This is a genomic window from Psychrobacter sp. M4, from assembly GCF_055699795.1.
The window spans coordinates 513,634-540,417 of record NZ_CM146740.1; the positions used below are offsets into that span (position 1 = coordinate 513,634).

The window sequence follows — 26,784 nt, forward strand, 5'->3', positions numbered from 1 at the left end:
TAATCTGATGTACAAAATTAGAAGAAGCCAGTATTACACTGGCTTCTTTTTTTGTCTAAAATCTGACTAATAATTAATTTTCAGTTGATAATAGTTATCAATAACATTATAATTTGCCCGTATTTACCCAGCATATAATGATCAATCTTTTATTTTTTTAGTCATCTTTAGCCAGTTTTATTAAGGCTGGTTTATCAAGGATAGGTATGAATATCACTACAGCGCCACGCTTTAAGCTTTTACCAATGACCTTAGCGGCAGCGCTCGCAGGCATTATGACGTTATCAGGCTGCACAAAACAGACTGACGACGAAGTAGCGACTGAAGCACAAACGGTAGAAACTACTGAGACGGCGAACACCCAAATGTCTGCCGCTGAGCAAGCCCATATTGATAGACTAATGCTCAGTTATGCTGATATGGCGCATGCAGCCTATAAAGACTCACTAGACACTGCAAAGGCTTTACAAACTGCAGTGAATACCTATGTAGAGACGCCTACTAAAGCCAATCTTGATGCGGCAAAAGCGGCTTACAAAGCGGCTCGTCAACCGTACTCGCAAACTGAGATTTTCCGCTTTGATGAAGGTTTTGTAACTGCTAATGATGAGCGTGATATTGGTAGTGTGGATAGCTGGGAGGGGCAGGTTAATGCTTGGCCATTGGATGAGGCACTTATCGATTATGTGAGCGATAGCTACGAGGGCGAGTACAACAGTCAGGATAATATTATCAACAGTGAAAGTATCAGCGTAGGTAGTTTGGAGCAAGACACCAGTACCATTACCCCAGAATTACTGGCTAAGATGAATGAGATCGGTGGCAGTGAGGCTAATGTGACCACTGGTTATCATGCTATTGAGTTTTTATTGTGGGGTCAAGATACTAATGGCGTAGGCGCGGGCGCAGGCAATCGTCCAGTCAGCGATTATATGACTGAAGATGGGCAGTGTACTAGCGGCGATAAAACCAATGAAGATGCTAGTATTTGCGAGCGCCGAGGTGATTACCTAAAAGCCGCTACACAGTTGTTAGTGGACGATTTGAGCGCTATGGAAGCTCAGTGGCAGCCTGAGAGCGAAAATACCCTACGTAGCGACTTATTAGTGCGCGCAGGTGATAATGCGCTGCGTCAGATTATGTATCAGATGGGTAGCCTAGCTCTTGGTGAGCTGGCATCCGAGCGTATGCAAGTCGCCTTTGTCACCGGGTCAACAGAAGATGAACACGAGTGCTTTAGTGATTTAACCCATCTGAGCTATGCTAACAATGCTCGCGGTATCCAAAACGTCTTTGCAGGTGGTTATAAAACTGTGAATGGCGATACGGTAGGTGGCTATGGCGTAAAGCATTATTTGACGGATAAGGGACATAAAGAAGCTGCAGACAAGTTAGCTGCTGATTTTCAACAAGTAGAAGACGCTTTTAATACCATCGTTGAAAAAGGTGAAAAGGATGGTATCAAAGTTGATCAAATGATAGCAACCGTAGGCCAAGCTGGCAATCAAGGCGTTTCTGCCGAAGAGCAAAGTACGCGCCGTGGCTGGATTGAGGCAGGTATTAATAGCTTACAAGAGCTAACTGACGGTATTGAAAATGCTGCAAAAGCGATCGGTATTGATAACCTAGATGCGGATGCCGGTTCACAGTTTTAAGAAAATTTAGAGATGATAAAAGGCTATAGACTGGCCTTTAAACCATTAGTAAGTCAAGCATTGTGATAAATGGCTGACTAGTCGCTATGAGATAATGAGAATTGTTTTCATAATAGCGTCATTCAAGTATAATATGCACGTTGTCAGTTTTAGCTGACAACGTGCTTTTTTTGTTATGTCGATATGTCGAACCTATAGTCTTAATGAGTCTTAATGTTCTTATTTTGATTATAGGTTAGCGCCAAGGCCATCTCTATGAACGCTATGCCATCTAAATTTATTCTAAGTATGCTAGGTTTACTGAGCATTAGTGCTTGTCAACCCACGGATAGTGTCTCTGATAAAGAAGTGCAGGCGCTATCTGATGAGCGTATACAGACGATAGAGGCGTTAGCAGGCGTGCCCATGCAGACGCTTGCAACCTTTGATCCGCAAGAGATTAAGCAGGGCAGTGATACGGGTATCACTATTACCAGTAGCGAGAGTTACTCTAAACCGTCATCTAATTTGACCGCTTCGCGCAAAGGCTCCTTTTTTATTGGTAATGCTTTTTTTAAGCAGCCTTGGGTCGTTGCGCCTGCTAGCACCGATAGCCGTGATGGACTGGGTGCTTTATTTAATGTCGCGGCCTGTCAATCCTGTCATGTCAAAGACGGCCGTGGCCATGCGCCATTAACGGCAGATGATGATGCCGATAGTTTGCTAATCCGGCTAGCGATGCCAGCGACTACTGATAAAGAGCGTCAGCAGCTACAAGACTCAATGATAGAGAAAATTCCTCATGCCGTTTATGGTGGTCAATTGCAAGATCGCGGTATTCAAGGGGTGCCAGCTGAGGCACGTATCGCAGTGCAGTGGCGCGATAAACCAATAACCTTTGCTGATGGTCACGTCGAAACGCTACGCGCACCTACTTTTAATTTAACCAAACCTGGCTATGGTCAGTTTGATGATGAGCTTATGGTATCGCCGCGTGTGGCATTGCCAATGATTGGTCTTGGTTTGCTTGAGCAGATCCCTGATGCTGATATCAAAAAACAGGCCGATAGTAGTGATAAAGATGGCGATGGCATTCGCGGCAGGTTTAATCTGGCTCTAGATCCGCAAACTGGCAAAGTAGCATTAGGGCGCTTTGGCTGGAAAGCAGGACAAACTAAGCTTTTGACGCAAAATCAAAGCGCCTTTAATGAAGATATGGGGCTAACTTCACACATTCGCCCCAATGAGCCTTGTACTCCTACGCAAAGCGCTTGCCTTAATGCGCCTACTGGCGCGGACGCGCAAGGAGATAGCCAGCCTGCTGTTGAAGTCAGCGACGAGGTAGCAAAGTTTGTAGAGTTTTACACGCGCAATTTGGCAGTCCCGCATCGCCGCAATGCTGATAATGAGGAAGTGCTCGCTGGCAAAAAGCGTTTTTATGATATGGGCTGTCAAAGCTGTCATACGCCGCGCTATCAGTTGCCAAAAACTGACGATGATCACCTTGAGCAGCACGGCCAAGTCATTTATCCTTATACGGATCTGTTGCTGCATGATATGGGTGATGATCTGGCAGATCGAACCATAGCAGGCAAGCTACCGGCAAAAGAGGTGCAGGTTGAATTCTTAGCCAACTCTTATGAGTGGCGTACGCCAGCACTTTGGGGGATAGGTCTGGCACAAACGGTCGACCCGCAAGCGACATTTTTGCATGATGGGCGCGCACGCACGCTTATGGAAGCGGTGCTATGGCATGGCGGTGAGGCTGAAGAGCAAAAGCAGCAAGTACTAAAGCTTGATAAGCAGGGCCGTGCTGAGCTTAGTGCTTTTTTAGAATCTTTATAATCTTGTTTTATTTATTATTCATTGACAAAACAATTAATAGTCAATAGACAAAGGTCTCCGTATTGGGATGATCTTTGTCTATTAACAAATACAACTATCGAGAAAAATATGAAAACTACCCACGCTTTAACCATGGCGCTCTCAGCTCTTAGCGCTGGGCTATTGATCAGCTGCGTTAAACCAGCTGATGACGATCAGACAAATAATCTTGATAGTCAAGCTATCACTCAAGAAAGTACGACAACTGCAAATGACACTGTAGTTTCTGAACCAGCTTCTGTTAACAATGCTGAAAATACCACTATCACTCCGGTAGATATCAGTGCCGATACCGCAGAAACTTATCTAACTCATGTGGCTAATGATATTGTCATTCCAGCTTATGCAGACGCAGTCGAACAGAGCACTATCTTGCATGAGTTGGCACAAGCCCACTGTCAGCAGGCGCCAGTAAGCGGTAGTAAGCTCCAAGAGCTACGTGATCAATGGCTGACTTTAGCGCAAGCTTGGGCAGTAGCAGAGATGATTAATTTTGGTCCGGCAACCGCTAGTATGAGCAATTTATATATCAATTACTATCCGGACGAGCGCGGTTTGGTACATAACGGCGTCGCTGATCTTATTAGCGCCAACCCAAACTTAACACCTGAGCAATTAGCGGGTGAGAGTGCTATTGTGCAAGGTATACCCGGCCTAGAAGAAGTGCTATATGCCAATGATCGCTTAAATGCAGCACAATGTGACTACGTGATTAGCGCAAGCTCTGCCTTAAGTATGCGCTTGCAAGGTATTGAGAACAATTGGCAGAGTAATGCCACTGACTTATTGGCCATCAACGAGACGGCTGATAACGATCAAGGCCTTAATAAATGGTTTAACTCCTTATTATCATTGGTAGAAACCATGAAATCAAATGCTATAGATCAGCCTTTAGGTATAACAGGTACGGTCAAAGGCCATCTACCAGCAGCTACTGCTGAGCAGAGTCGAGCCATTATTGACGCTAAGGTAGCTATCCTTAACAACGCCCTTACTGATCCAGTATTGACGGCGATACTTAGCAGCAATAACGAGAGCACCGTTGGTAATAACTTATCAACTGCGCTTGCCGAAACCACAACTTTGCTGGCCCAAATGCCTAAGGATTTAGCCGCCGCTGACAAAGCCGCCCAACAAGCACTTTATAATCAGCTAACCGATATAACACGTATCATTAAACGCCAGCTGATTCCGACTTTAGGTATACGCGTGGGCTTTAATAGCACAGATGGTGATTAGACAATGGCTAAAAATTTAGAGCCGACCGTTTTAAAAAAAACGCTAAGAGTCGTACTTGGAACAGCGTTTGGAACCTCAGCTTTAGTCGGTATTCATCATCGTTATCGTAAACTAAAAGATGCTGATGCCAGTGTGCAAGATTATAGAAGAGGGCTTGAATCCCAACTAAGATCATTGCCGTTAAAACGTTTGCAATTTGCTTATCAGCAAGCGCTAAGATCGGGGCAACAAGCCTATCTAAACTATCCGCAAGTCAACGTGAATGTTCAGAACAACAATGAACACAAAAATAACAGCGAAGATAAAATTGCTGCTGATTTAGCGGCGCTGCACACCACTACTATGCTAGCGCGTCCTGTTTGCTGGGTAAGCGGAGTAGCATCCATGCCGCACAATATCTATTTGACGGATGATGATTGTGAAAGTGGCTTTGGCGTCGTTGGGATTGATGCCGATAGACAACTCGTTTGGCAGACGACCATGCCAGAGCGCGTCCATGATATCGTCGTACAACCTATTGCTAATAATGACGATAAAGGCGCTATTAGCAATATAAGCACTAACACAAGCAATAGTATAAACCATAACCTAAGCCGCGATGTCGTGGTTATGGGACGACGACCAAGTGAGAGCTTTTGGGTGTTAGATACGGCTACTGGACAAGTACAATACGCTATTAAAGCAGCTCACAAGCGCCACTTTTATGGTCATGCTTGCTACAGTCTGGACGGCTCAAAGCTGTATGTTACCGAAAATGATACCGTAAATTTAATCGGTAAAATCGGTATTTATGACACGCAAAACCACTACCAAAAGATAGCAGAATTTGACTCGCATGGTATCGGTCCTCATGAGCTAATTATGCATCCTGATGGGGACACATTGGTCATTGCTAACGGCGGCATCAAAACCGAACAGGCTTCACGAGAAGAGCTGAACCTAGATACCATGCAGCCCTCCTTAGTTTATCTCAATCGTCATAACGGAGCTTTATTGCAGCAAGTTATGCCTGAGCATAATCAGATGAGTATCCGTCACCTCGCTATGCACGATAATGGCACGGTAATGATAGGGATCCAGTTTCAGGGCGATAAGCATATTAATGTGCCACTAGTTTTGACTCATAAGCGCGGTGACGCCAATTTTACCCCACTTAAGATGCCCAATAATCAATGGCAACGTTTTCATCAATACATCGCTAGTGTAGCTGTGGATAGCCAGAATAATCTACTCTGTGTCACGACCCCAATTGGCGGCTGCGCGGCTATCTATGATTTAGACACACTTGCGCTGATAGACAGCGTAAGTTTACCTGACTGCGCGGGCGCATCGATATTAAAAAATAATATCAAAGATAACGATATCAATCCTAACCAATCAGGGTTTGTCATTAGCGATGGGCAAGGACAGTTGACAACATTAATAAGTGATAGTCCGTTAGCGCAAAAGACGAATGTCATGAACAACTCTAAGCAAATTGAGCGTATTATCAAAGACAGTTACACCCATAAAATGTCGTTTGATAACCATTTACAAGCGCTTTAATAAGAGTATTCAATGACTAAAACTGAATTCTTAGCAAATCCTAAAGCTACTTCATTGGACAGTCTCAGGCAGCGTTTGGCGATAGCAGGTATTGAGCTTTATGTCACCAAAAAACGTGTCAAAAACATTAACTTCCGCCTAAAACCTTATTGCTTATCCGTTTCAGTACCGATGTCGATTAACACCACCCAAATGGTGGAAGCTATCGCTAGGCGCGTCCCTTGGGCGCTAGATAATCATGCAAAAGTGCTTGAGCAGTATCAGCGCAAACAAAGCCTTGAATCTGAATCAGCAAGTGCTGATAGTCCTATTTGGCTTTGGGGTAAACCGCAAAAGCTTAGCCTAAATCCTGATGAAAAAGTAGCTTATTACCGTCAGCAGCTCTCTGATGTTCTGCCTGCCTTATTCGACAAATGGCAACCTATCGTTGGCGCTACTGCTAGTGAGGTTCGGCTAAAAAAAATGCACACGCGCTGGGGCAGTTGTAATACACGCGCACGCCGCATTTGGTTGTCCGTTTACTTGCCTGCCTATCCTATTGAATGCTGTGAGTACGTGATCGTTCACGAACTGTGTCATTTGCATCACGCTAATCATAGCCGAGCTTTTTGGCAAACAGTGGCAACGGCGATGCCAGATTATCAGCAGTGGCACGACAGATTGGCAGGTAAGTCAGGACGCTTAGACTAAAGTTGCTCTAAGTTTTTAACAATCGTGATATAAGAGAATAATCTGCTAAGATGAAGCTTTAAAAAATAAGGATATCCGATGGACAATGTCAATCAAGCCAAGTTTTGGCAGCAGCATTATGAGCAAAATAGTATAAAGTGGGACATGGGCGAGGTGTCGCCGCCACTAAAAGCTTATATTGATCAATTGCCTGCATCAGCGAAGAGTGAGGCGATCTTGGTTGCGGGCGCGGGCAACGCTTATGAAGTCGGCTACCTACATGATCAAGGCTTTACTAACGTGACGCTAGTTGATTTTGCGCCAGCGCCTATTGAGGACTTTGCCAAGCGTTATCCGGACTTTCCAAGTGATCATTTAATCTGCGCGGACTTTTTTGCCTTATCTTCTGATAAGTATCAGTTTGATTGGGCGCTTGAACAGACGTTTTTTTGTGCCATAAATCCTGCGCGCCGTGATGAGTACGTCCAGCAAATGGCGACGCTGCTAAAGCCTAAGGGGAAGTTGGTAGGATTGCTATTTGACGTTGCTTTCGAGCATGAAGGGCCTCCATTTGGTGGCACTAAAGAGGAATATCAGCAGCGTTTTGCGCCCTACTTTGATATCGAAATTATGCAGACTAGCTATAACTCGCATCCTGCGCGCCAAGGGAGCGAGTTATTTATTAAGCTGCGAGCAAAATGATTTCGCGCTTAATATTCTGTCTTGCTAGTGCCTCTAAACGCTGATAATAATAGTCCGTTATGTATAGCCGAGAATGCGCCAGTAAACCTTGTAAAATTGCGGTACGTCCAGTACGGTAATTCGCTGCTGATACGTGCGCATATTCTTGGCGCACCGCCGCGGCATACTGCTGATAATCAGACTCATGTGACCCCAAAATACTCAAATCCATATCTAGCAGATAAGCGCCATCGCTATCGGTTTTATTATCAAGCTGATGCTTAGCCGTCATCATAATTAGCTCATAAATACGCTGGCATTGAGTCTGAGTTAAATAATCTTTCAACTTATCTATGGCATATTCAGCACTCTTAAGCTCATTGTCAGCTCGGGTAGGATCGTAGATGACGTCATGATAATATAACGCTAGCGCAATAATATTTGGCTCATAAAGCCACTTCTCAATCACTTTAAACTGCGCAAAGAGCTGTTCTAAATGACGTAGAGTATGATAAGCACGCGCTGATTCACTATAACGAACCGCGATATCTTGCCAAAGCACTTTGCTGTCAGCAGGCTTAATAGCGCCATTGATAGCACTTAGGTGTAGCCTAAAAGCTTTAGATAAATCGGAGGAGGAGTGCAAGATATCGGGCATAGTTAATTCAGTTTTCTCGCTATTTATTACTAGGTTTGTTAGTACTAGATTTACTGCGCTGCTTCCTCAAGCGCCTCTTTAAATACATCGCCTAAAAGATTAACGTCATCGACGCGCGCGTAGTTTAGGCGCGTGACAAAAGCAATATGTCGATGCGGACCTTTTTCGGCTAAAGGCACAGCCACTGCATTTTGGTTTTGTAAGTGCAGCTGATTGAGTGCCATCTCCGGTACCAGCGTCGTACCCATATTGGCAAGTGCCATCTGGATTAAAGTGTTAAGACTGGCATCAGAGAAGCTTGATTTTATCTGTTCACGGTCAAAATGGCAGACGGACAGCGTTTGGTCAGTGAGACAGTGCCCTTCACCTAAGAGCATTAAATTTGCAGTCGCCAGCTCATCAGAGTTTATAGTTTTTAATTTGGCATGAACATCATCTTTTGGAAAGACAGCAAAGAAATCCTCACTCCAAAACTCAAACGTATGCAGCCCATCTACTGCATGGGGTAGGGCGATAATAGCGGTATCGATATGACCATAGCGCACCTGCTCAAGTAAGCGCTCAGTTTGCTGCTCAACGATAGTCATACGAAATTCTGGGTAGTGTTTTTTGAGAGCAGGCAGTACTTTGGGCAGCAAATAAGGGGCAATAGTGGGAATGATGCCAACCGTCATCGGATAAGCCAGCGCAGTCTGATGACTGTGCGCGCGCGTCGTCAAATCACGCACCTCAGAAAATACCCGCTGCGCGCGCGTCAAGATCTCTTGCCCAATAGGGGTGATCAATACTTGCTTATTATTGCGCTCAAAGATTTGTGTATCCAGCTGTTTTTCAAGCTCCGCTATACCTAAGCTTAGTGCCGACTGCGAAATGTTGCAATCTTCAGCCGCACGTTTAAAATGGCGATGTTTAGCGACGGCTAGGGCAAATTCAAGTTGACGTAAGGTAATCATAAAGTCTCTCTTTTTATATATCTAACGATATTAAACAAATTGATAAAACTATTTTTAAAATTATTCTATAGTGAATCAGGTTTTAGGCATAGATGGTTTACGTGTCATTATTCAAAGGGTAACAGTGGATAGAATAGTTTAACAAGTTTGATAAAACAAAACATCACATTAAAAACTTTTAACTAGATTAACTATAGGATTCAAGTATAGTAGTTCAGGTAATCCAGTACAGGCAAAGCGCTTAGCTGCAAATGCGGTGTTAAAAATAAGAGCTATAAGTCTGGAATAAACTAAATCAATTTACTTTTAATTTAATTAACTCGTAACGAAGGAGCCAATTATGGCAGCTATTATTAATCAAGAAATCCCAGAATTCTCAACTGAAGCATTTGTAAATGGTGAATTCAAAACTATTACTTCTGACGACGTAAAAGGCAACTGGGCGATCTTTATGTTCTACCCCCATGACTTTACGTTCGTATGCCCAACTGAGCTTGAAGACATGGCTAATCATTATGATGAGCTAAAAGAGCTTGGCGTAGAAGTCTACTCTGTATCAACAGATACTCATTTTGTGCATAAAGCATGGCATGATGCTTCAGAAGCTATCGGCAAAGTAAAATTCCCAATGTTAGGTGACGGTACTGGTAAAATTACTCGTGGCTTCAACATCATGATCGAAGAAGATAACGCAGCGCTTCGCGGTACGTTCATCGTTGATCCAGATGGTCTAATCAAAGTTGCTGAGATTCATGACTTAGGTATTGGCCGTAGCGCAAAAGACATGGTTCGTAAAGTTAAAGCGGCACAATATGTCCGTGATAACGACGGTGAAGTATGCCCAGCAGCTTGGGAACAAGGTCAAGCTACTCTTAAGCCAAGTCTTGATCTAGTTGGTAAAATCTAAGCATTAGCTTTATCGGCAAATCAAGAATAGTTTTATTTATAACTTCTAAGTTTATATAACAAATTGTGTAAATAATGCTATAAATCAGGCCTCTATCAGCTACGGTTGATAGAGGTTTTTTTATGCTTATATCTTTCCTATAATTTGCCATCAGTTTTTATCGAAGCTATCTATCTATACCAAACTACTAAAAATACCCACAATAATAAAACTCTCTAAACTAACAATAAAACTTATATTAATACTAAAAGGTATAAAAAACTTCACTAAACAGTTTTGTAAAGGAGCAAACTCATGGCTAACCAAAACTCAGATAAAGACTTTCCTAAACAACAACAGTCTTTACCCGGCTCACAACAAGCTCAGCATCCAAGTCCTGAGGTTTTACCACGCGAGTATCCAGATGGCAAACTTGCTGGCAAGGTAGCTATCGTGACGGGCGCTGACAGTGGCATCGGGCAGGCTGTCGCTATTTTATTTGCCAAAGAAGGCGCGGATGTAGTAGTCAGCTATCTATGCGAAGATGAGGACGCTCAAGTGACTAAGAAGCATATCGAGTCTTATAACCGCCGCTGTTTACTAGTGGCCTCAGAATTATCTCAAGAAGCCAATTGCCAACAGCTGATAGACAAAACAATTACTGAATTTGGCGCTATTGATATTTTGGTTAACAATGCGGGCAGGCAGGTTGAACAACAGACGTTGGCCGACATCAGTACCGAGCAGCTTGACAAGACGATTCATACTAACTTTTATCCTCATTTTTGGTTGAGTAAATACGCCTTGCCGTATATGAAAGTGGGAAGCAGTATTATTAATACTACCTCTATTACCGCCTATCGAGGCAGTGACCACTTAATTGACTACGCATCGACAAAAGGTGCAATCTTGTCTTTTACTCGCGCTCTGTCCAATAACTTAATGAGTAACGATAAAGGCATTCGAGTTAATGGAGTCGCGCCCGGACCTATTTGGACGCCGCTTATTGTGGCATCTTTTAAACCTGATGAGATCGAAGAATTTGGAAAAAACTCGCCCATGGGACGTGCTGGTCAGCCCAACGAAGTTGCACCTGCCTATTTATATTTGGCGAGTGACGATGCAAGTTATGTTACCGGTCAAGTCATCCATGTCAATGGTGGAGAGATCGTTGGCGGTTAGCCTAGCGTTTGGCAGTAGATGCAGCAAATAAAGTACCGCTACTTTTTGCTAACTACAAGATCGTCGTTAGTAGTAACAAAGCGCGTAGCGGTACTGTTTATTAGAGTATATAGCTATTAGTTTATATAAATTTTGTTTGTTAAAACAAAACTATTGAAGCGAAACTAGACTATGAAAAAGATTTAATTTTATTTTTATCAATTATTCTATAAATCTCGTCTTTGAGCTGTAGTTTGCGCCGTTTCATCTGCTCAATTTCCTCATCACAGCTGGCTTGGGTGATCCTATCTTTTTCGAGCTGGTTAATCTGTTGATCGAGCTGAGTATGCTCATCAAAAATAATCGCAAAATGGCTATCCTTTTGCTTAAGCTCGCTAATAATATCTCTATTATCTTGCCAAGTATCAGTCTTTCTCATGTGTTCATCCTTATAAGTGAGCGGCGAATCAATGTAAAGTATCATCGGCGCATGGTGGTTGAAACAGTTAATGATGGTGAGACCTTACCGCTATAAGATTCAGTATCAAAAGCTCCTTTAATTAGGGGGTTTAATCAAAGGTAAAAATCAACAATTATTCTTATAACTATTATTGATTGTAGCGAAAAAATAACCTTTGCACCATGACTATTATTGGATTGGTGTATTAGTAATAAGATAAAAAATATGACTTATGATTGATTTTATATATTATATAGTTTGGGTTTTTACGCTTGCTCAAAACCTCGAAACTACCGATAATAGGGCTATTGAAAGTTATAGGCTCAATTAAAACTATATTTTTGGAGACTGGTAAAAGCTAGTAATTGATATTGAATTGCTATAATTTTACAGATCTACAGTTGCAGTCTAGACGCTAACATTACATATTTGATAGTTATTGATAATAATGAGGAACAAACATGATAGACCAAAGTTTACTAGATGCCGTAAAAAGTTACAGTGAAAATATGACACGCTCGATCAGTTTTATACTGGGTAGCGGTGAGCATGAAAAACGCAGCGAGCTGATAGATTTTCTAACCAAAATCGCTGGCACAACAGATAAAATTAACTTTGATGTAAACGATGATGGGTTTATTGATAGTAGCTTACCAAGCCCGATCAGCTTCGCTGTTCGTAGCCATATAGATGGCGACCTAGTTGATAACGGCGTAGTATTTAGCGGTATACCAGGCGGGCATGAATTTACCTCACTTATTCTAGCGATTTTGCAGGCTGGCGGCCATACGCTAAAGCTTGATGAAGGTATTCAAAGTTTAGTTAAACGCATTCAAAAGCCCCTAGAGTTTCAAACTTATGTTTCACTCTCTTGTCACAGCTGCCCTGAGGTCGTACAAGCGCTAAACCAGTTTTCATTATTAAATGAAGGCATTAGCAACGAGATGATCGACGGCGCGCTGTTCCAAGAACAAGTAGAAGCTAATAACATCCAAGGCGTACCAGCAGTATTTTTGAACGGTAAACCTTTTGCCAATGGTTTAATTGATACCGCCAAACTTATCGCAAAATTGCAAGAGCAATTCCCTGACTTGTTAAGCGAAGGTAGCGATGATGCTGAGCAGTTAGAGCAGCAAGATGTTACTATCATCGGTGCAGGTCCTGCAGGTGTTGCTGCAGCGATTTATACGGCGCGTAAAGGTCTAAAAGTGACTATGGTTGCCGACCGTATTGGTGGGCAGGTCAAAGACACGCAAGATATTGAGAATTTGATATCAGTACCATTAACTACGGGTACGCATCTGTCATCAGACTTTGAAAAGCATTTGCAGGAATATAATATTACCCTCAAACAGCATGTGACGGTCAAAGAGATTGGCGAGACTGAAGAGGAGAATTATAGTATTCACCTCAATACCGGTGAGACGTTTGAGACTCGTAGTATTATTCTAGCAACTGGCGCGCAGTGGCGTAAGCTTGGCGTACCAGGGGAAGAGGAAAACATTGGTAAAGGTGTGGCATATTGTGCGCACTGTGACGGTCCTTTCTTTAAAGATAAAGAGATATCAGTCGTAGGCGGTGGTAACTCAGGAATTGAGGCGGCGCTTGATTTGGCAGGTATCGTTAAACATGTAACCGTCCTTGAATTCGCAGATGAGCTCAAAGCCGATCAGGTGCTAATCAATAAAGCCAAAGAGAAAAGTAACATTGAATTTATCACAGCCGCTGCGACCAAAGAGATCAAAGCGACCGATGGTAAAGTCAGCTCTATTATCTTTGAAGATCGCAAAACGGGCGAGACCCATGAGCGTGATCTAGCGGGCGTGTTTGTACAGATTGGCCTGGTGCCCAATACTGAATTTGTCAAAGGCTTTGTAGATGTCAACCGCTTTGGCGAGATTGAGATTGATGAGAAATGTCGTACTGACCGCAAAGGTATCTTTGCTTGTGGTGACGTGACTACGGTGCCCTTTAAGCAGATCAATATTGCGATGGGTGAGGGTTCTAAAGCGGCTTTGAGTGCTTTTGAATATTTAGTTATGCAGTAAGTTTGAAGCTAGTTTTGATTGAAAAGCCACCTAAAAAAGGGTGGCTTTTTTTATAACTGTGTTTTTTTATAGTTATTGTCTCAAGAGACTAGCATCACTCTTTATTCCGAATCACAGCAATAACAGGCAGGGCAATAATATACATAAGTACGCCGTATAAAGCAGCGGGCAGGGCGATAGCAGGCAGACCTGCCGCTGTTCCCATAATAATCGGTGCCAAAGTGATCGCTGTAGTACTGTTTTGAATACTAGTCTCTATCGCAACGGTCTTGGTATCGAACCAGCTCAGTTTTAACACTCTAGAGATCAGCATACTCAAAGCAAATAAAATTACAATGATAGAGACGAGCTCCAAGCCAATTAATGCCGCTTGTGATTTTAGTAATTCCCAATTAGAAGCAATAGCCGCCAAAACAATCAACACAAAAAAGACGCTGGCTAGACCATTAAGAATACCGCTTTTGCGCTCCATAAAATTTTTGAACTTATAGCGCGCTAGCATACCAAGGCTTACGGGCAAAGCGGTTAATAAAAACATAACCACGCCAATTTTTACCGCGCTAATAGAGCCTGCTTGGTCTTGCATAAAGTGGTCAAACGCTAAGGTAATCAGGATAGGTAAGGTAATAACCGATAGCAAACTGACGACGCCGGTAAGCGCAATTGAAAGCGCCACATTACCTTTGGCATAAAAGCTAAGCATATTACTAGTAACGCCGCCAGGACAAAAGCTGATGAGCATAATACCAAAAGCAATGGCAGGCGGCGGCGTGGTGATGAGTACCACCGCTAAAGCAACCAAAGGTACCAAAATGACCTGATTGACTAGACCTATAAAAAAGGCCTTGGGATAATTAACGATAACCTTAAAATCACTGGGTTTTAACCCCGCTCCCAAGGTAAACATAATGTAGGCCAGCGCCAATGGCAGTAAAGCAAATGCAATATCACTCATGAAACATTCCTTGTAGAGTTAAAAGTCGTCAGGTCGTGACTTTTCGGACGGCTCATGCTCCTTGTCCTATTTAGCCTATCTAATAGTAGTATCTATATAATCTTAAACCTTATTGTAGTTTACATTGTTGTATAAGATAAACGTTATATTAAGTAGGGGTTTTTGCATAAAATACGCCTATTGAGCTTTGTGAATGGTATTTTATTATGCCATTATTGAGGTTTAGTTTGATGAGATGAATGGAATAAATCGTAAAGACGGCCATAAAAAACGCCCATCCAAATTTTGGACGGGCGCAATTAGTAAACGTATGTGATGACTATATTAGTTCCTCAGTAGCACTTGTTTAGTTGCTAGTTATGCTAGTCATCCAACAAATCCATCTGCTTCGCTGTCTCATAGAGACCTGTTGAGCGATTGCCAGTACGGCAATATATTAAAATAGGCTGCTCAGCCTGATTGAAATATTCAGCGAAGCGCTCAACGTGGCTTTGATTCATCTCATTACCAGCAAAGGATATCTCTTTATAAGCCAGCCCTTCTTTTTCGGCAGCTGCAGCAATCTCAGCGCTGGTAGGTTGATTAGGCTCTTCACCATCGGGACGATTGTTGATGATGGTTTTAAAGCCATTTTCAGCGATCATAGGTACTTGGGCTGGAGTGATTTGTCCAGTAATACTGATTTGATGGTTCATGGCAGCTCCTTAGCTACTGTTATTATTTACTATTATTCTTATTCTAAGAATACTTTGGGGTTAAGGAAGGTTTTTTAAAGAAGTGGAGATTATAAACAGTTATAACAGACCTTGCATCAGTGCACTTTGATAAAGCAATTTGGCGCGCGCACCAGTACCGCAAAAGACCAATATAGGTTTTGGCATGGCATGGTAGTACTTAGCAAACTGCTCAACGGTTGCTAGGTTTAAGCGTTCATCATCAAATGGCAGGTAATGATAGGTTAGATTTGCATGCTCAGTAGCCGTTGCCAAAGCATCGCTCGTAGGTTGGGTGATGTGCTCATCATCAGGACGTATGTTTAGCACCGAACGGTAGCCTAAATCAGCAAGCTTGGCACATTGAACAGGGTAAATCTGCTTATAAATCGTTAGATTGTCAGTCATAAAAAATGCCTGTAGGCTTTATTAAAGCCTATAAAAAATACAAAGATAGGGTAATACTGTTACTGCTGTTGTTTTCACTATAAGCCTTTTTAGCTTAAGGAGCTTACTATCATAACGGTATTTCGTAATAGACGCCAATAGCTGTTGCTAATTTAAAATAACCGTTTAGCATTTTAGCGGTAGAGCGTTACTAATCATCTTTTAGATCATTGACAGCATCCATCGTACTTAAATAAACTTGCCCCGATAATTCAGTAATGAGCGGCGTATGTTCAATGATGTCCATGACAGGGCCTTTAACAAAACTAAAATGCAAGCGCTTATTTTGCGAAACCAGCTCTTTATTTAGCGTGATCAGCATCTCTTGCGCGGTCAGATCAATATGATTAACAGCCGCCATAATCAGGATAATCTCATGCGCCTTTGAATACTCTTTAGTCGCTTGTAGTATGCGGCGATGTACGGATTCGCTATTGCCAAAGAATAAGCTCTCATCAATACGTAGTATTAATAAATGGCTAAAAGTGACTACATTATGGCGATTAATATTACGAAAGTGACCACTACCTGCCAGCTGACCAACGATGGCAACGTGCGGCTGGCTTGATTGCAAAATTAAGCTGGCAAACGACACCATAAGTCCAATGACCAAACCAGTGTTGAGTCCAAATATTAGTACACCAATAAATGCCGCTAAAAAACTGGCAGCGTCTAAACGGTCACGTCGCCAAGCTTCTCTTAAAGTTGTGACATCGATTAGGCTAATAATAGAGGCCATGATCGTGGCACCCAAAATGGCATAGGGCAGGGGAGCGAGAGCATTGCCAAAGGCGATCAAGGCGGCAATCATCACTATGACTGTGACCAGACTAGCCAGCGGCGTTTTAGCGCCTGAGTCAGCATTGATAGCAGTACGCGAAAATCCGCCTGCTACAGCAAAGCTTTGAAACAAACCGCCCGCCAGATTGGCAAGACCTAGCCCCGTAAGCTCACGATCGGCATCGAATGTCTCGCTGCGAAGGCGTGCATAAGTACTGGCAACTGAGCTACTAGAAACAAAGATAATGAGCGCCATGAGTCCTGCTGTTGGCAGCAGATTTAGCGCTTCGCTAAATTCTGGTACATACGGTAGCGTAAAGCTTGGTAGTCCTTGTGGAATACTGCCAATCGTGTCCACGCCTTTGATTGACCAGTGTAACCCCATGCTAAGCAGAATCGCTATACCTAATAAAATAAGCGGAAATAAGCGCTCAGCCCATTTAGCGTAGGTACCGGACAACCAAGAGCGCCATACCCAAACCCCTGCATAACGATTCGTGGTTAAAAGAATAAAAGCGATCACGCCGATAAGCAGTGTTAATGGGTGTAGCTGACGTGCATACATCTGCATAGTGGTTAGATAATCAATCAAGCTACTTCCTGCTACAGGAATCGCCGTTATATATTTGAGCTGACTTACAAAAATCAATACCGCAGCGCCGCTCACAAACCCTGCTGACACCCCACGACTAATAAATTGCATGATCCAGCCAAGTTTGAGCTGTCCTGCGATCCAAAGTAGCGCTCCTACCATAAAGGCTAGCAGACTTGCCATTAAAGCATATTGCTCAGCGCCTTTATCAGCGTATGCTTGCAAGCTACTGGCGGTCATAATAGCAGTAATAGCAACGGGTCCCACCGCTTGTACGTTGCTAGAGCCAAACCAGGCATAGACAACGACGGGCACAATCGCTGCATAAAGACCATAAACTGGCGGTAGCCCTGCTAACACCGCGTAACCTAAACTTTGCGGAATGACCAGTACACCGACTACCAATCCGGCAATAATATCAGTCGCTAGAGTAGCAAGCTGGTATTGCCTGAGCCAAGTGGGAATCAGACGAGCAATCATAGACGGCATATTAATAGGTCAGCATAAAAACATCATCATAAAAGTGTTGTAATCAAAAATATAGCCACGTAACTATAAACAGCACAACTAATTATGAATCAGTTTGAGAACAGAAACGTTGGTATAGCAGCTGCAAGACGGCCAAAGCATCATCACTAGCAATACGATAATAAATCTGCTTACCTTCGCGGCGCGTAGCTACTAGCTCATCTTTACGCAGGATACCTAACTGCTGAGAGAGACTGGGCTGCCCCACACCGACTAAGCGCTCAAGCTCCCCAACACAGTATTCGCCTTGGGTCAACTGACACAATAATAACAAACGATCGGGATGTGATAATGATTTTAGTAATTGACTGGCTTGCAAGGAAGCCTCTTGCATTTGTTTGGCAAGATCTATCGGTGCAAAATCTGTCAGGTTTGATTCTGTAGTATTTTCCATCTCGTTTGCAGGTACTGAGTCTTCTGGTGTGGTTGAAGTGGAAGCTAAAATAGAGGTTGTCAGAATAAGCTCCTTATTTAAGTAAAAATGTTACATAATTATCGCATTTTTTATTGAATGAATTATAGCTAATTAGCAAGGATATGCGTAATTATACCAAAATATTCTTAATTACATTATATAAATTGATAAAGTGTATAATCACTGCTATATTGTTAATCATTATAAACGCTGATTTGTACTAAATAATTACTAAATAATTACTAAAAATTATTAAAGACAGCAAAAAGATAATGAAGAGGTAAATATGCAAGTTCATTCTTTTTTACATGACGATACAGAAACTTATACCCACGTATTAGCGGATGCTAAGCAAAAGCTGTGTGCAATCATTGATCCGGTATTAGATTTTGACCCTAAGGCTGGCAGCACAGCCACAAACAGTGTGGATGAAGTGATTGAGTTTGTGCGCGAGCAAGAGTGGGAGCTGGTCTATATTATAGAAACTCATGCGCATGCCGATCATTTATCAGCGGCTATTCATGTCAAAGAAACCTTGGGCGGCAAGCTGGTTATAGGTAAGTACATCACCGAAGTACAAAAAACATTCAAACAAATTTATAACTTTGATACCAGTTTTCGTACCGATGCCAGTCAGTTTGATATTCTGACCGATGAAGAGACGGTTTTGACACTTGGTAGTATTAACATTACCGTTATGCATGTACCAGGTCATACGCCTGCCGATATGGCTTATGTGGCGACTGATAATGAAAAGCAGGCTGTCTTTACCGGTGATACGATATTTGCCCCTGATGTGGGTACGGCGCGTTGTGATTTTCCAGGCGGTGATGCTCAAACCTTGTATCGCTCAATCCAAAAACTATTGGCGCTTGATGAGGATACAATGATGTATCTGTGTCATGATTATCCCAGTCAAGGGCGCAAGCACTGTCCAAGCACTACGGTAGCGGCACAAAAGCTTAGTAATATCCATGTAAAGGATGGTATCAACGAGGCAGAATTTGTACAGATGCGTGAGCGCCGTGATGCCACCCTTGAGATGCCAAGGCTCATTATTCCCTCAGTGCAAGTCAATATTGATGCCGGTCACTTGCCAGCGCCTGAAGACAATGGTGTTCGTTATCTAAAAGTGCCGCTTAATGCACTTTCATAAAAGGTTTAATTTTGCCGTGCTTAGGATGAACACTTGCAAGCGTTAAGTTATCATTAGAACAATTCCCTCAAATACATAAGCTTTGGTGCCGAAAATAATGAATCCTTATGAACGTTACGTACTGCCAAAAATGATTGATATGGCTTGCGGCATGGGTGAGGTGATGAGCGCACGCGCCAAAGTTGTGCCACAAGCGGTAGGCGAGGTGCTGGAGATTGGTATCGGTAGTGGTCTCAACTTGCAGTTTTATGATCCTCAAAAGGTATCTGCCATCATTGGTGTTGATCCCGCCGCTCAAATGCAAACTCTAGCTCGCAAGCGCGCCGCCGCTATCGATACCTCCGTTGAGATGATAGCGGCTGACGTGCAGGGCATCCATGCCGAAACAGACCGTTTTGATACTATCGTTATGACTTTTACCTTATGCAGTATTGACGATCCGATATCGACGCTTCAAGAGATGGCGCGAGTTTTAAAGCCTAATGGTAAGCTGTTATTCTGTGAACATGGCTTGGCACCTGAGCCTTCTGTTGAGCGGTGGCAGCATCGCCTAACGCCTTTTTGGAAGCCAATAGCGGGCGGCTGTCGTCTAAATCGTGACATTCCAGCGCTTATGCAAGCTGGTGGTTTTATCATTGAGGAGCTAAACGCGGAGTATTTATCGGGCCTGCGACCTATGAGCTATGTGTACAGTGGCTCAGCATATAAAGCAGTTAAGCTAAATAAAAAACGGTAATGATAAACTGTCTTGATAAAGCCAGACTGATCGCCATTATTAAAATACAATGATTAGAACAGGAAAAATCGTATGAGTGCAGCAAGTTTCCATATCGTCTGTCCAAACTGCCAAGCGACCAACCGTCTGCCAGCAGCACGTCTAAGTGCACAGCTTAATTGTGGCAAATGCGGTCAGCCACTACTAAATGGCACTCCTCGTGAGTTAAACGCGCAAACTATTAATAAAACCATTCAAAAAAATGATGTGTTGACGATCATAGATTTTTGGGCGAGCTGGTGTCAGCCTTGTCTGATGATGGCGCCGCAGTTTAAAGAAGCCGCTGGTCAGTTGCCGCAAGTGGTTTTTGCCAAAATACAGACCGATAAATATGAGCAAGCAGCAGCGCCATATAATATCCGTAGTCTGCCGACGATGGTAGCGTATCGAAGCGGTAAAGAAGTCGCTCGTCAATCCGGTGCGTTGCCTGCTAACCAAATCGTGCAGTGGGTACAAAGCCTCCAAGCGTAATATTAGCTTCTAAAATTATAGTAATATAGAGAAATCGAAGTTTCATATCTAACGAAAATTCTAACTTAGTATGGACTACTGTAGGCTGCGGCTTTAGCCCAGCATTCTGCTTTTGCAAAACTAAAAATAAAGCCCTTTACTAATCAAAAAGCCAACACCTTGATAAGTATTGGCTTTTTTAGTGATTATCCCGAAGTTTTAAAATTCACTTTCTGGGATAGAGTATGTCTGCATGTTACCATTGGAAACTTTATATAAAGTCATAGTTATTTCACTAAATCTTACACCATCATAGTCTTCGTATTCTTCAATGAGAATAGATTCAGATTTAGATATATGTCCGTTTTCAAGGTCTCTATACCGAACATCATAGTATCCAGGGCTAATATCGCGAAGATTAAGCCCGCCACCACTCGGAATATAAAAATATCGAACCGCTGAGTCTTGTAACTCATCTAGATAATATAGTTTACCAAAAATAGCCCCTGTATTTTGACTATTATCAATAGTAAGTATGGAAGCGCCATCATTATTGAGTTGTGGATAGCCAGTTACATAGCCTGCAGAATCTGGATAGGGTTCGCCGTTTGGCGCATGAGTTCTAGAATCTATATTTGATACTTGTTGTAATTCGTTATTATTATCAAATAAGTTTTCTGCGGTTTCCGATATATAAGGATAGTCTTCGTAGTCGTCCAATTCCGGTGTAGCTTCATCTAATTCTTGTGCAGCATCCATTACCTCTTCTTGCGCGTAAGTTAAGTTTTCTGATGCATAATATGACTGATAACCATCCACTATGCCAAATAGCAAAAGGCCTATAACAACTAAAAAACCTATGCGCAATATAAGTTCTACAGCTTTTTCAAAGAAAGTCTTAATTTTATTCGTTAACTCAGTAATTTTATTTCTTAACTCAGTACTGTATAAACTAGTTTTATTTTTAAATTGCTTATAGTTTTCCTCATAATTATTACTGTTAAATTCTTTTTCATAATTTAGTAACTGTTTATCGTATTTACTACGTTCAACAGGATTTGATAAAACACTATAAGCTTCATTCAGCTGCTGAAAAATACGCTCAGCGTCTGGATGCATATTTCTATCAGGATGATATTTTTGACATAATGATTTGAATGCTGCCCGAATGACGTCTTGAGAAGCGTTTCTAGACACCATCAAGACATCGTAATAGGTATGAATGTTATCCATAGATATATAGTCTCATACACTTATTTGAATACAAGGCAATTACTCACCATAAACCTTAATACCATTGGCAAAGCTACAACGTTTGACGCGCGCCGACTGAATAATCGCATCAGCTTCACCATACAGACGCGATAATCTGGCGTCGCGCGCACGCGTATTATTGCTTTTGCCTACCCCAAAGCTGATATTAGGCGAGATACCCCAGCGTCCTGCAGAGACGCCAACGCCTACTCCTGAGGTTGATAGAGTGGATTGTTGTTTTTGAGCCTCGTTTACGTAGCGCTCAACGCGTGCATATTCTTGACTTAACGCTTGGCAATCATAGTTCTGATAAGTACTTGGCGGCACATATTGCGGGGTAACTTTACCAGTAGAGGCGCAGCCTGAGAGACCAAGAATGCCAACAGAGGTTAGTAACGCAGCTGTAGTAAGGATTTTCATAGTGACTCCATAGGGCGAAGGTGATGTTTTGACGCTATGCTTAGCTTATTGTACTGTAAAACATTGTGTTTAATTAACCTATGTTTTATTAACTTACTAAAAAAAGTTTGCAGGTTTAGCATAAGCCAAAATTACGATACCAAGATAAGCAATGCCAGCAACAGCGATCCCGACTCGGCTTTGAGTCTGGTTAGCATTAGGATTGAATGCCTTAACACTAGCGCTAATGGCAGCGATAAGCAAAATAATTTTGGCAAATACCCATTGTACTGGTGCATTGACAATGATCAGTTGCATCAGCATCCAAGCTCCTGAGAGTATGATTAGGGTATAAAGAATATGGGTAGAGATTTTAACCATACGCGGCGCGCGCCTGTTGCTACTTAGCACCAAAAAGCTTTGATACAAAAACAGTCCAATGACTAGTACTGCTAAAAGCGTATGTAGATGTTTCATGAACCAGCATTCCTTCTACGATTGCCGTTTACAAACTCAACATTGAGTATTAAAGGGAGGGGGTAAAGTTATTTTACATTTTATCCGGCGCACTATACCTTATTTTGACCAGCGCAATTGGGGCTTTCAGGACTTACGCCTTGAGATTGCCATTCTTCTGGTGTGTAAGCATGAATCGCTAAGGCATGGACATTGCCGCCTTGCGAAGTCAGCAGCTCAGCTACTAAAGTGTAAACCAGCTGATGACGCGCCACCAAACGTTTACCAATGAAGTCATCGCTGACGATAGTTAGTTTAAAGTGACTCTCCTTGCCTTCAAAGTAGCCAGCATGGCTCATCGATTCATTGATCAAATCAAGGTACTGAGGATTTAGGTCTTGTAGCGCCTTTTTAATAGCGTCAGCAGTAGGAGTAGTGGTCGAATTAAGTAGGCTCATAGCGATCCTCAATCGGTTAATAAAGGGTGGTGGTTAATAGTAGTATGCTAGTTATTATAGCAGACCCAATCTGCGACAAGGGAAGTTGAGCAAAATGCTGGCAACAACAATAAAGCAGAGTGCGATTTTGATCTGCACTCTGCTTAATATTTTGATAGCTTAATCTTATAAAAAATAATCAGGCGACAGTTGATTGACTATTTAACTGTTAGCGTCGCGCTTGTTGATATAGCGGCATAACCTTTGGCATTAACGCTTGTAGCTGAGCAATACGGTTGCTACTGGTGGGGTGAGTGCTCAAAAATTGTGGCGGCTCACCTTGGCTTGCGCGCTGCATCTTTTGCCACAGACTAATAGAAGCTTGTGGGTTATAACCTGCACGTGCCATCAGCTCAAGACCAATTTGATCTGCCTCAGATTCTTGGGTGCGGCTGTGTGGACGACTCAGTCCAAAGTCTCCTGCTAGGTTGGCAAGCTCTGCTTGGCCTTCTGTCAGTCCAAAGAGACTAGCGGCGACTCCGATGCCCGTTTGAGTAGCATACTCGCGTGACAAGCGTTCGCGTGAATGTTCGCGTAGCGCGTGCGACATCTCATGACCCATAATGGCAGCAATCTCATCATCCGTTAAGTTTAGACGATCGATAATACCAGTATAAAACATAATCTTACCACCCGGCATAACGAAAGCGTTGAGCTGCTCTGATTTAATAGTGTGTACTTCCCAATTCCAGCGCGCCGCGTCTGGACGATAGGCTGAGACTTGTGCAATCAAACGGTTTGAGATATTTTTTAAACGATTAAGCTGCGCTTGATTGGTATCAAGAACTCCGCGCTTACGTGCCTCTTGAATGCTTTTATTGTAACTTTGAGCGGACAGCTGCTCAACTTGTTCACTAGATACCAATAACAACTGCTGACGATCCACACCAACAGCGCCGGTACTGGTAGTACTTGAGCAGCCACTTAAGCTCAGCGCTGATAAAGATGCCGTCATTATCGTAGTGGTAAGTAATTTTTTCATAAAAATCTCCTTTTATAAATGTTAACTCTAAAACCAAAACAGAAAAGTTGCCCTGTAAAGTAAAACACAAAGTATGATTGAGAGTATAAGTGTAAGGGGTAAACAAAAGAATAGTATTTTAGTAAGTAAAGTAAAAATCGAGAAATATATAGTAAATGATAAAGGTTCGCCTATATTATGGCGCAAAATGATTATTACTCTATAAAAATAAAAAAAGAGATTGACACCAGCAAAATAATTGATAGAATAGCCAGCATATCAAGACGTAGTCATTATTAAAACATGACCAATAGATCAACATCTTGATTTAAGCGGGAATAGCTCAGTGGTAGAGCATAACCTTGCCAAGGTTGGGGTCGAGAGTTCGAATCTCTTTTCCCGCTCCAAATATAGCTTAAAAAGCGCAAAAGCCTCACCTCTCAATAAGAGAGGTGGGGCTTTTTTTATGCCTAGAACTTATCAGATCTTTTTATAAAGTTAGTAGTGTTAAAGCAAATTTCAGTTAGAGCAATGAAGACATCCGATCAAGTCATAATTCAGCTGGGTTACCATTCTGTGCCGATTACAAATAAATATTACAAAAGACTATGAGGTTATGACATTAAATTAAAGCAAACCGCGCATAATTATCAGGTTGTTTTGTAATAATGACTAAATAATTAATAACTGAAAATTAAATAATTAAAGGAGTAATCATGCAAGACTATAAGCATAAAGAGTTTAATGAGCTATTTGATCTATCAGGCAAAATAGCCATCGTCACTGGCGGTGCCAACGGTATTGGTAAAGCCTCTGCTCTACGCTTAGCACAAGCGGGCGCAAACATTGTTATTGCCGATCTAAAGATGGATGATGCCAAAGCAGCAGCCAAAGAGATTGAAAGCTTTGGAGTTAAAGCTTTGGCCGTTGAATGTAATATCCTAAAAGACGATGATTTAGTCGCTATGGTTGATAAAGCGGTAGATACATTTGGCAGTATCAACATTTTGATCAATAACGCGGGCGGCGGCGGTGGCGGTCAAGAGAACCCGTTTGAGATCTCCGTTGATGATTTTCGCCGCGACTTTGAATTAAACGTGTTTAGCGCTTGGCGTCTGTGCCAGTTATGTGTACCGCATATGAAAAAGTCAGGCTATGGGTCCATTGTCATTACCACCTCGATGTCGAGCGTTAATAAAAGCCCAGACATGAGCGGTTATGCCGCCTCAAAAGCCGCGGTCAATCATATGGTTGCTAACTTGGCGCATGACTTTGGCTCTGAGGTGCGTATCAATGCTGTAGGTCCCGGAGCGACTCGTACAGCCTCTTTAGAAACTGTACTGACGTCTGAGCTTGAAGAAAAGATGCTCGCCCACACACCAATTAAGCGTTTGGGTGAAGCGGATGATATCGCTGGTGCCATGCTTTATTTTGCTTCCCCTATCTCAAGCTGGGTAAGTGGTCAGACGTTATTTGTGAATGGTGGCGGCGTACAAACACTCGATCAATAATGACTAAGCTGCTAAATAAGATGAGCAATGTTGAACGGCTCACTTCAAATGAATTTGTTAAGTCAAAAAAAGCATGGTCTTATAAAAGATCGTGCTTTTTTGTTAGTTATCTATAAAATGATTTGATATTAACTCATTAGTTTAGTAGATTTTAGAAATCTTAGTACAAAACAGTTAGGCATTTTAATCCGCTATTGATTTGAGAAAAATAATGAAAAGAATCTTACTAGCAGTAGTATCAAGTGCAGCGCTATCATTGTCTTTTTCAGCTCACGCAGCAGCTACAGAGATAGCCAAAAATGAAGCTAATTTAGAGCTTTGGCGTCTCGACTGCGGTACCATTCAGGTCAATGAATTAAACCAGTTTTCAGATACTTTTCAATATACTGGGCAGAGCAAAACGCTGACAGACAGCTGTTATTTAATTCGTCACAACGATGAGCTTATGCTTTGGGATACTGGCTTGTCTAAGGAGCTACTGGGTGCAAAGATCACTAAAGACGCTATGAGTCCGCGTTTGAATCGAACCTTGGTTGACCAGCTACAGCAGATCAACATCCAACCAGAGGACATCGATATCGTTGGTATTAGTCATTATCATTTCGATCACACCGGTCAAGCTACCGACTTTCCTAATGCTAAACTGCTCATCGGCGAAGATGATCTACAAGTACTCAAGCAGACGCCGCCTCCTGCTGATATCAATACTGCCGCACTATCGCCTTGGCTTGAGGGCAATGGCTCAGTAGAAGCGGTTTCTAAAGATCATGATGTCTTTGGTGATGGATCGGTTGTGATGATTGACACGCCGGGTCATACGCCAGGGAGTCACTCTTTGCTGGTACGATTGCCTGAGACTGGGGCAGTGTTATTAAGCGGTGATACTGTGCATTTTAATGAGCAGGTAACCAATAATAACGTGCCACCGTTTAACACCGATCGCGCGCAGTCTTTAGCCTCTATGGATCGTCTCTACGGCATTGTCAAGAATATTCCAGCGACGCTGATCATTCAGCATGAGCCGGAACATATTAAGCTGCTGCCTGCTTTTCCAAGTAGCGCACGTTAGGTTTTGTG

General features: G+C 42.5%; 27 protein-coding genes and 1 tRNA gene. 15 read left to right on the plus strand and 13 right to left on the minus strand.

Annotation, left to right across the window (positions count from 1 at the left end; all coding sequences use genetic code 11):
• Window positions 1-206 precede the first annotated feature (206 nt).
• From ACR63N_RS02170 to ACR63N_RS02195, 6 genes are all read left to right on the plus strand, one after another.
• Window positions 207-1,655, plus strand: coding sequence for an imelysin family protein (locus ACR63N_RS02170; protein ID WP_367105556.1), 1,449 nt, complete (start codon window positions 207-209; stop codon window positions 1,653-1,655).
• A gap of 255 nt (window positions 1,656-1,910) precedes the next feature.
• On the plus strand, window positions 1,911-3,479 hold the full coding sequence (locus tag ACR63N_RS02175) for a di-heme oxidoreductase family protein (protein WP_472782390.1): 1,569 nt from the start codon (window positions 1,911-1,913) through the stop codon (window positions 3,477-3,479).
• Window positions 3,480-3,587: 108 nt separating this feature from the next.
• Window positions 3,588-4,757: an imelysin family protein gene (locus tag ACR63N_RS02180; protein ID WP_472782391.1), complete on the plus strand. Its 1,170-nt coding sequence runs from the start codon at window positions 3,588-3,590 to the stop codon at window positions 4,755-4,757.
• A 3-nt stretch (window positions 4,758-4,760) separates the two neighbouring features.
• The gene (locus ACR63N_RS02185) at window positions 4,761-6,302 is read left to right on the plus strand and encodes a DUF1513 domain-containing protein (RefSeq protein ID WP_472782392.1); all 1,542 of its coding nucleotides are present in this window, start codon (window positions 4,761-4,763) and stop codon (window positions 6,300-6,302) included.
• A 12-nt stretch (window positions 6,303-6,314) separates the two neighbouring features.
• Complete coding sequence (locus ACR63N_RS02190; protein ID WP_367108919.1) at window positions 6,315-6,992, plus strand: M48 family metallopeptidase; 678 nt, start codon at window positions 6,315-6,317, stop codon at window positions 6,990-6,992.
• A gap of 78 nt (window positions 6,993-7,070) precedes the next feature.
• Entirely contained in the window at window positions 7,071-7,673 is a 603-nt protein-coding gene (locus ACR63N_RS02195) for a methyltransferase domain-containing protein (protein ID WP_367108918.1), read from the plus strand.
• Here the strand turns inward: ACR63N_RS02195 and ACR63N_RS02200 are convergent.
• Together ACR63N_RS02200 and ACR63N_RS02205 are read right to left on the minus strand one after the other, a co-directional pair.
• Window positions 7,654-8,310: an HD domain-containing protein gene (locus tag ACR63N_RS02200; protein ID WP_472782393.1), complete on the minus strand. Its 657-nt coding sequence runs from the start codon at window positions 8,308-8,310 to the stop codon at window positions 7,654-7,656. The genes ACR63N_RS02195 and ACR63N_RS02200 overlap by 20 nt on opposite strands.
• Window positions 8,311-8,360: 50 nt before the next feature.
• Complete coding sequence (locus ACR63N_RS02205) at window positions 8,361-9,263, minus strand: hydrogen peroxide-inducible genes activator (protein WP_367109756.1); 903 nt, start codon at window positions 9,261-9,263, stop codon at window positions 8,361-8,363.
• A gap of 340 nt (window positions 9,264-9,603) precedes the next feature.
• On the opposite strand from ACR63N_RS02205, the gene ahpC reads away from it, so the two are divergent.
• Both ahpC and ACR63N_RS02215 read left to right on the plus strand, forming a co-directional pair.
• Window positions 9,604-10,170, plus strand: a complete 567-nt coding sequence (gene ahpC / locus ACR63N_RS02210) for an alkyl hydroperoxide reductase subunit C (protein WP_367105564.1) — start codon at window positions 9,604-9,606, stop codon at window positions 10,168-10,170.
• Window positions 10,171-10,464: 294 nt separating this feature from the next.
• Entirely contained in the window at window positions 10,465-11,331 is an 867-nt protein-coding gene (locus ACR63N_RS02215; RefSeq protein WP_367109757.1) for an SDR family oxidoreductase, read from the plus strand.
• A 169-nt stretch (window positions 11,332-11,500) separates the two neighbouring features.
• Here ACR63N_RS02215 and ACR63N_RS02220 read toward each other — a convergent pair whose 3' ends face one another.
• Window positions 11,501-11,749 carry a YdcH family protein gene (locus ACR63N_RS02220; RefSeq protein WP_367105566.1) on the minus strand — a complete coding sequence of 83 codons (249 nt, stop codon included), beginning with the start codon at window positions 11,747-11,749 and terminating at the stop codon, window positions 11,501-11,503.
• 482 nt (window positions 11,750-12,231) lie between these two features.
• Between ACR63N_RS02220 and ahpF the strand changes: the two genes are divergently transcribed.
• Window positions 12,232-13,818: an alkyl hydroperoxide reductase subunit F gene (gene ahpF, locus ACR63N_RS02225; RefSeq protein WP_472782394.1), complete on the plus strand. Its 1,587-nt coding sequence runs from the start codon at window positions 12,232-12,234 to the stop codon at window positions 13,816-13,818.
• 94 nt (window positions 13,819-13,912) lie between these two features.
• Here the strand turns inward: ahpF and ACR63N_RS02230 are convergent, their stop codons facing one another.
• The 5 genes from ACR63N_RS02230 to ACR63N_RS02250 all read right to left on the minus strand — a co-directional run bounded on the left by ACR63N_RS02230 (window position 13,913) and on the right by ACR63N_RS02250 (window position 18,227).
• A complete protein-coding gene (locus ACR63N_RS02230; RefSeq protein ID WP_472782395.1) occupies window positions 13,913-14,773 on the minus strand; it encodes a bile acid:sodium symporter family protein in 861 nt (286 codons plus the stop codon).
• Window positions 14,774-15,135: 362 nt separating this feature from the next.
• The gene (locus ACR63N_RS02235; protein WP_367105569.1) at window positions 15,136-15,468 is read right to left on the minus strand and encodes a protein tyrosine phosphatase family protein; all 333 of its coding nucleotides are present in this window, start codon (window positions 15,466-15,468) and stop codon (window positions 15,136-15,138) included.
• 99 nt (window positions 15,469-15,567) lie between these two features.
• Window positions 15,568-15,894, minus strand: coding sequence for a protein tyrosine phosphatase family protein (locus tag ACR63N_RS02240; RefSeq protein ID WP_472782396.1), 327 nt, complete (start codon window positions 15,892-15,894; stop codon window positions 15,568-15,570).
• Between the two features lie 190 nt (window positions 15,895-16,084).
• Window positions 16,085-17,794 carry a SulP family inorganic anion transporter gene (locus tag ACR63N_RS02245; protein ID WP_472782397.1) on the minus strand — a complete coding sequence of 570 codons (1,710 nt, stop codon included), beginning with the start codon at window positions 17,792-17,794 and terminating at the stop codon, window positions 16,085-16,087.
• Between the two features lie 82 nt (window positions 17,795-17,876).
• Window positions 17,877-18,227 (minus strand): ArsR/SmtB family transcription factor, encoded by a 351-nt coding sequence (locus tag ACR63N_RS02250; protein ID WP_367105572.1) that lies wholly within the window; start codon window positions 18,225-18,227, stop codon window positions 17,877-17,879.
• A 307-nt stretch (window positions 18,228-18,534) separates the two neighbouring features.
• On the opposite strand from ACR63N_RS02250, the gene ACR63N_RS02255 reads away from it, so the two are divergent.
• The 3 genes from ACR63N_RS02255 to trxC all read left to right on the plus strand — a co-directional run bounded on the left by ACR63N_RS02255 (window position 18,535) and on the right by trxC (window position 20,650).
• Window positions 18,535-19,404 carry an MBL fold metallo-hydrolase gene (locus ACR63N_RS02255; RefSeq protein WP_367105573.1) on the plus strand — a complete coding sequence of 290 codons (870 nt, stop codon included), beginning with the start codon at window positions 18,535-18,537 and terminating at the stop codon, window positions 19,402-19,404.
• Window positions 19,405-19,501: 97 nt separating this feature from the next.
• Window positions 19,502-20,140: a class I SAM-dependent methyltransferase gene (locus ACR63N_RS02260; protein WP_367105574.1), complete on the plus strand. Its 639-nt coding sequence runs from the start codon at window positions 19,502-19,504 to the stop codon at window positions 20,138-20,140.
• Between the two features lie 72 nt (window positions 20,141-20,212).
• The gene (gene trxC / locus ACR63N_RS02265; protein ID WP_472782398.1) at window positions 20,213-20,650 is read left to right on the plus strand and encodes a thioredoxin TrxC; all 438 of its coding nucleotides are present in this window, start codon (window positions 20,213-20,215) and stop codon (window positions 20,648-20,650) included.
• Between the two features lie 198 nt (window positions 20,651-20,848).
• Here trxC and ACR63N_RS02270 read toward each other — a convergent pair whose 3' ends face one another.
• The 5 genes from ACR63N_RS02270 to ACR63N_RS02290 all read right to left on the minus strand — a co-directional run bounded on the left by ACR63N_RS02270 (window position 20,849) and on the right by ACR63N_RS02290 (window position 24,217).
• The gene (locus ACR63N_RS02270; RefSeq protein ID WP_472782399.1) at window positions 20,849-21,862 is read right to left on the minus strand and encodes a J domain-containing protein; all 1,014 of its coding nucleotides are present in this window, start codon (window positions 21,860-21,862) and stop codon (window positions 20,849-20,851) included.
• 39 nt (window positions 21,863-21,901) lie between these two features.
• Window positions 21,902-22,303 (minus strand): hypothetical protein, encoded by a 402-nt coding sequence (locus ACR63N_RS02275; RefSeq protein WP_367109761.1) that lies wholly within the window; start codon window positions 22,301-22,303, stop codon window positions 21,902-21,904.
• 96 nt (window positions 22,304-22,399) lie between these two features.
• Window positions 22,400-22,759 carry a SirB2 family protein gene (locus ACR63N_RS02280; protein WP_472782400.1) on the minus strand — a complete coding sequence of 120 codons (360 nt, stop codon included), beginning with the start codon at window positions 22,757-22,759 and terminating at the stop codon, window positions 22,400-22,402.
• Between the two features lie 92 nt (window positions 22,760-22,851).
• On the minus strand, window positions 22,852-23,196 hold the full coding sequence (locus tag ACR63N_RS02285; RefSeq protein ID WP_472782401.1) for a BolA family protein: 345 nt from the start codon (window positions 23,194-23,196) through the stop codon (window positions 22,852-22,854).
• 208 nt (window positions 23,197-23,404) lie between these two features.
• Window positions 23,405-24,217, minus strand: a complete 813-nt coding sequence (locus ACR63N_RS02290) for a M48 family metallopeptidase (protein WP_367105579.1) — start codon at window positions 24,215-24,217, stop codon at window positions 23,405-23,407.
• Window positions 24,218-24,528: 311 nt separating this feature from the next.
• Between ACR63N_RS02290 and ACR63N_RS02295 the strand changes: the two genes are divergently transcribed.
• From ACR63N_RS02295 to ACR63N_RS02305, 3 genes are all read left to right on the plus strand, one after another.
• A tRNA-Gly gene (locus ACR63N_RS02295) sits at window positions 24,529-24,603 on the plus strand.
• Between the two features lie 309 nt (window positions 24,604-24,912).
• Complete coding sequence (locus ACR63N_RS02300) at window positions 24,913-25,707, plus strand: glucose 1-dehydrogenase (protein WP_367109764.1); 795 nt, start codon at window positions 24,913-24,915, stop codon at window positions 25,705-25,707.
• Between the two features lie 211 nt (window positions 25,708-25,918).
• Window positions 25,919-26,776, plus strand: coding sequence for an N-acyl homoserine lactonase family protein (locus ACR63N_RS02305; protein ID WP_367105581.1), 858 nt, complete (start codon window positions 25,919-25,921; stop codon window positions 26,774-26,776).
• The last annotated feature ends 8 nt before the right edge of the window (window positions 26,777-26,784 follow it).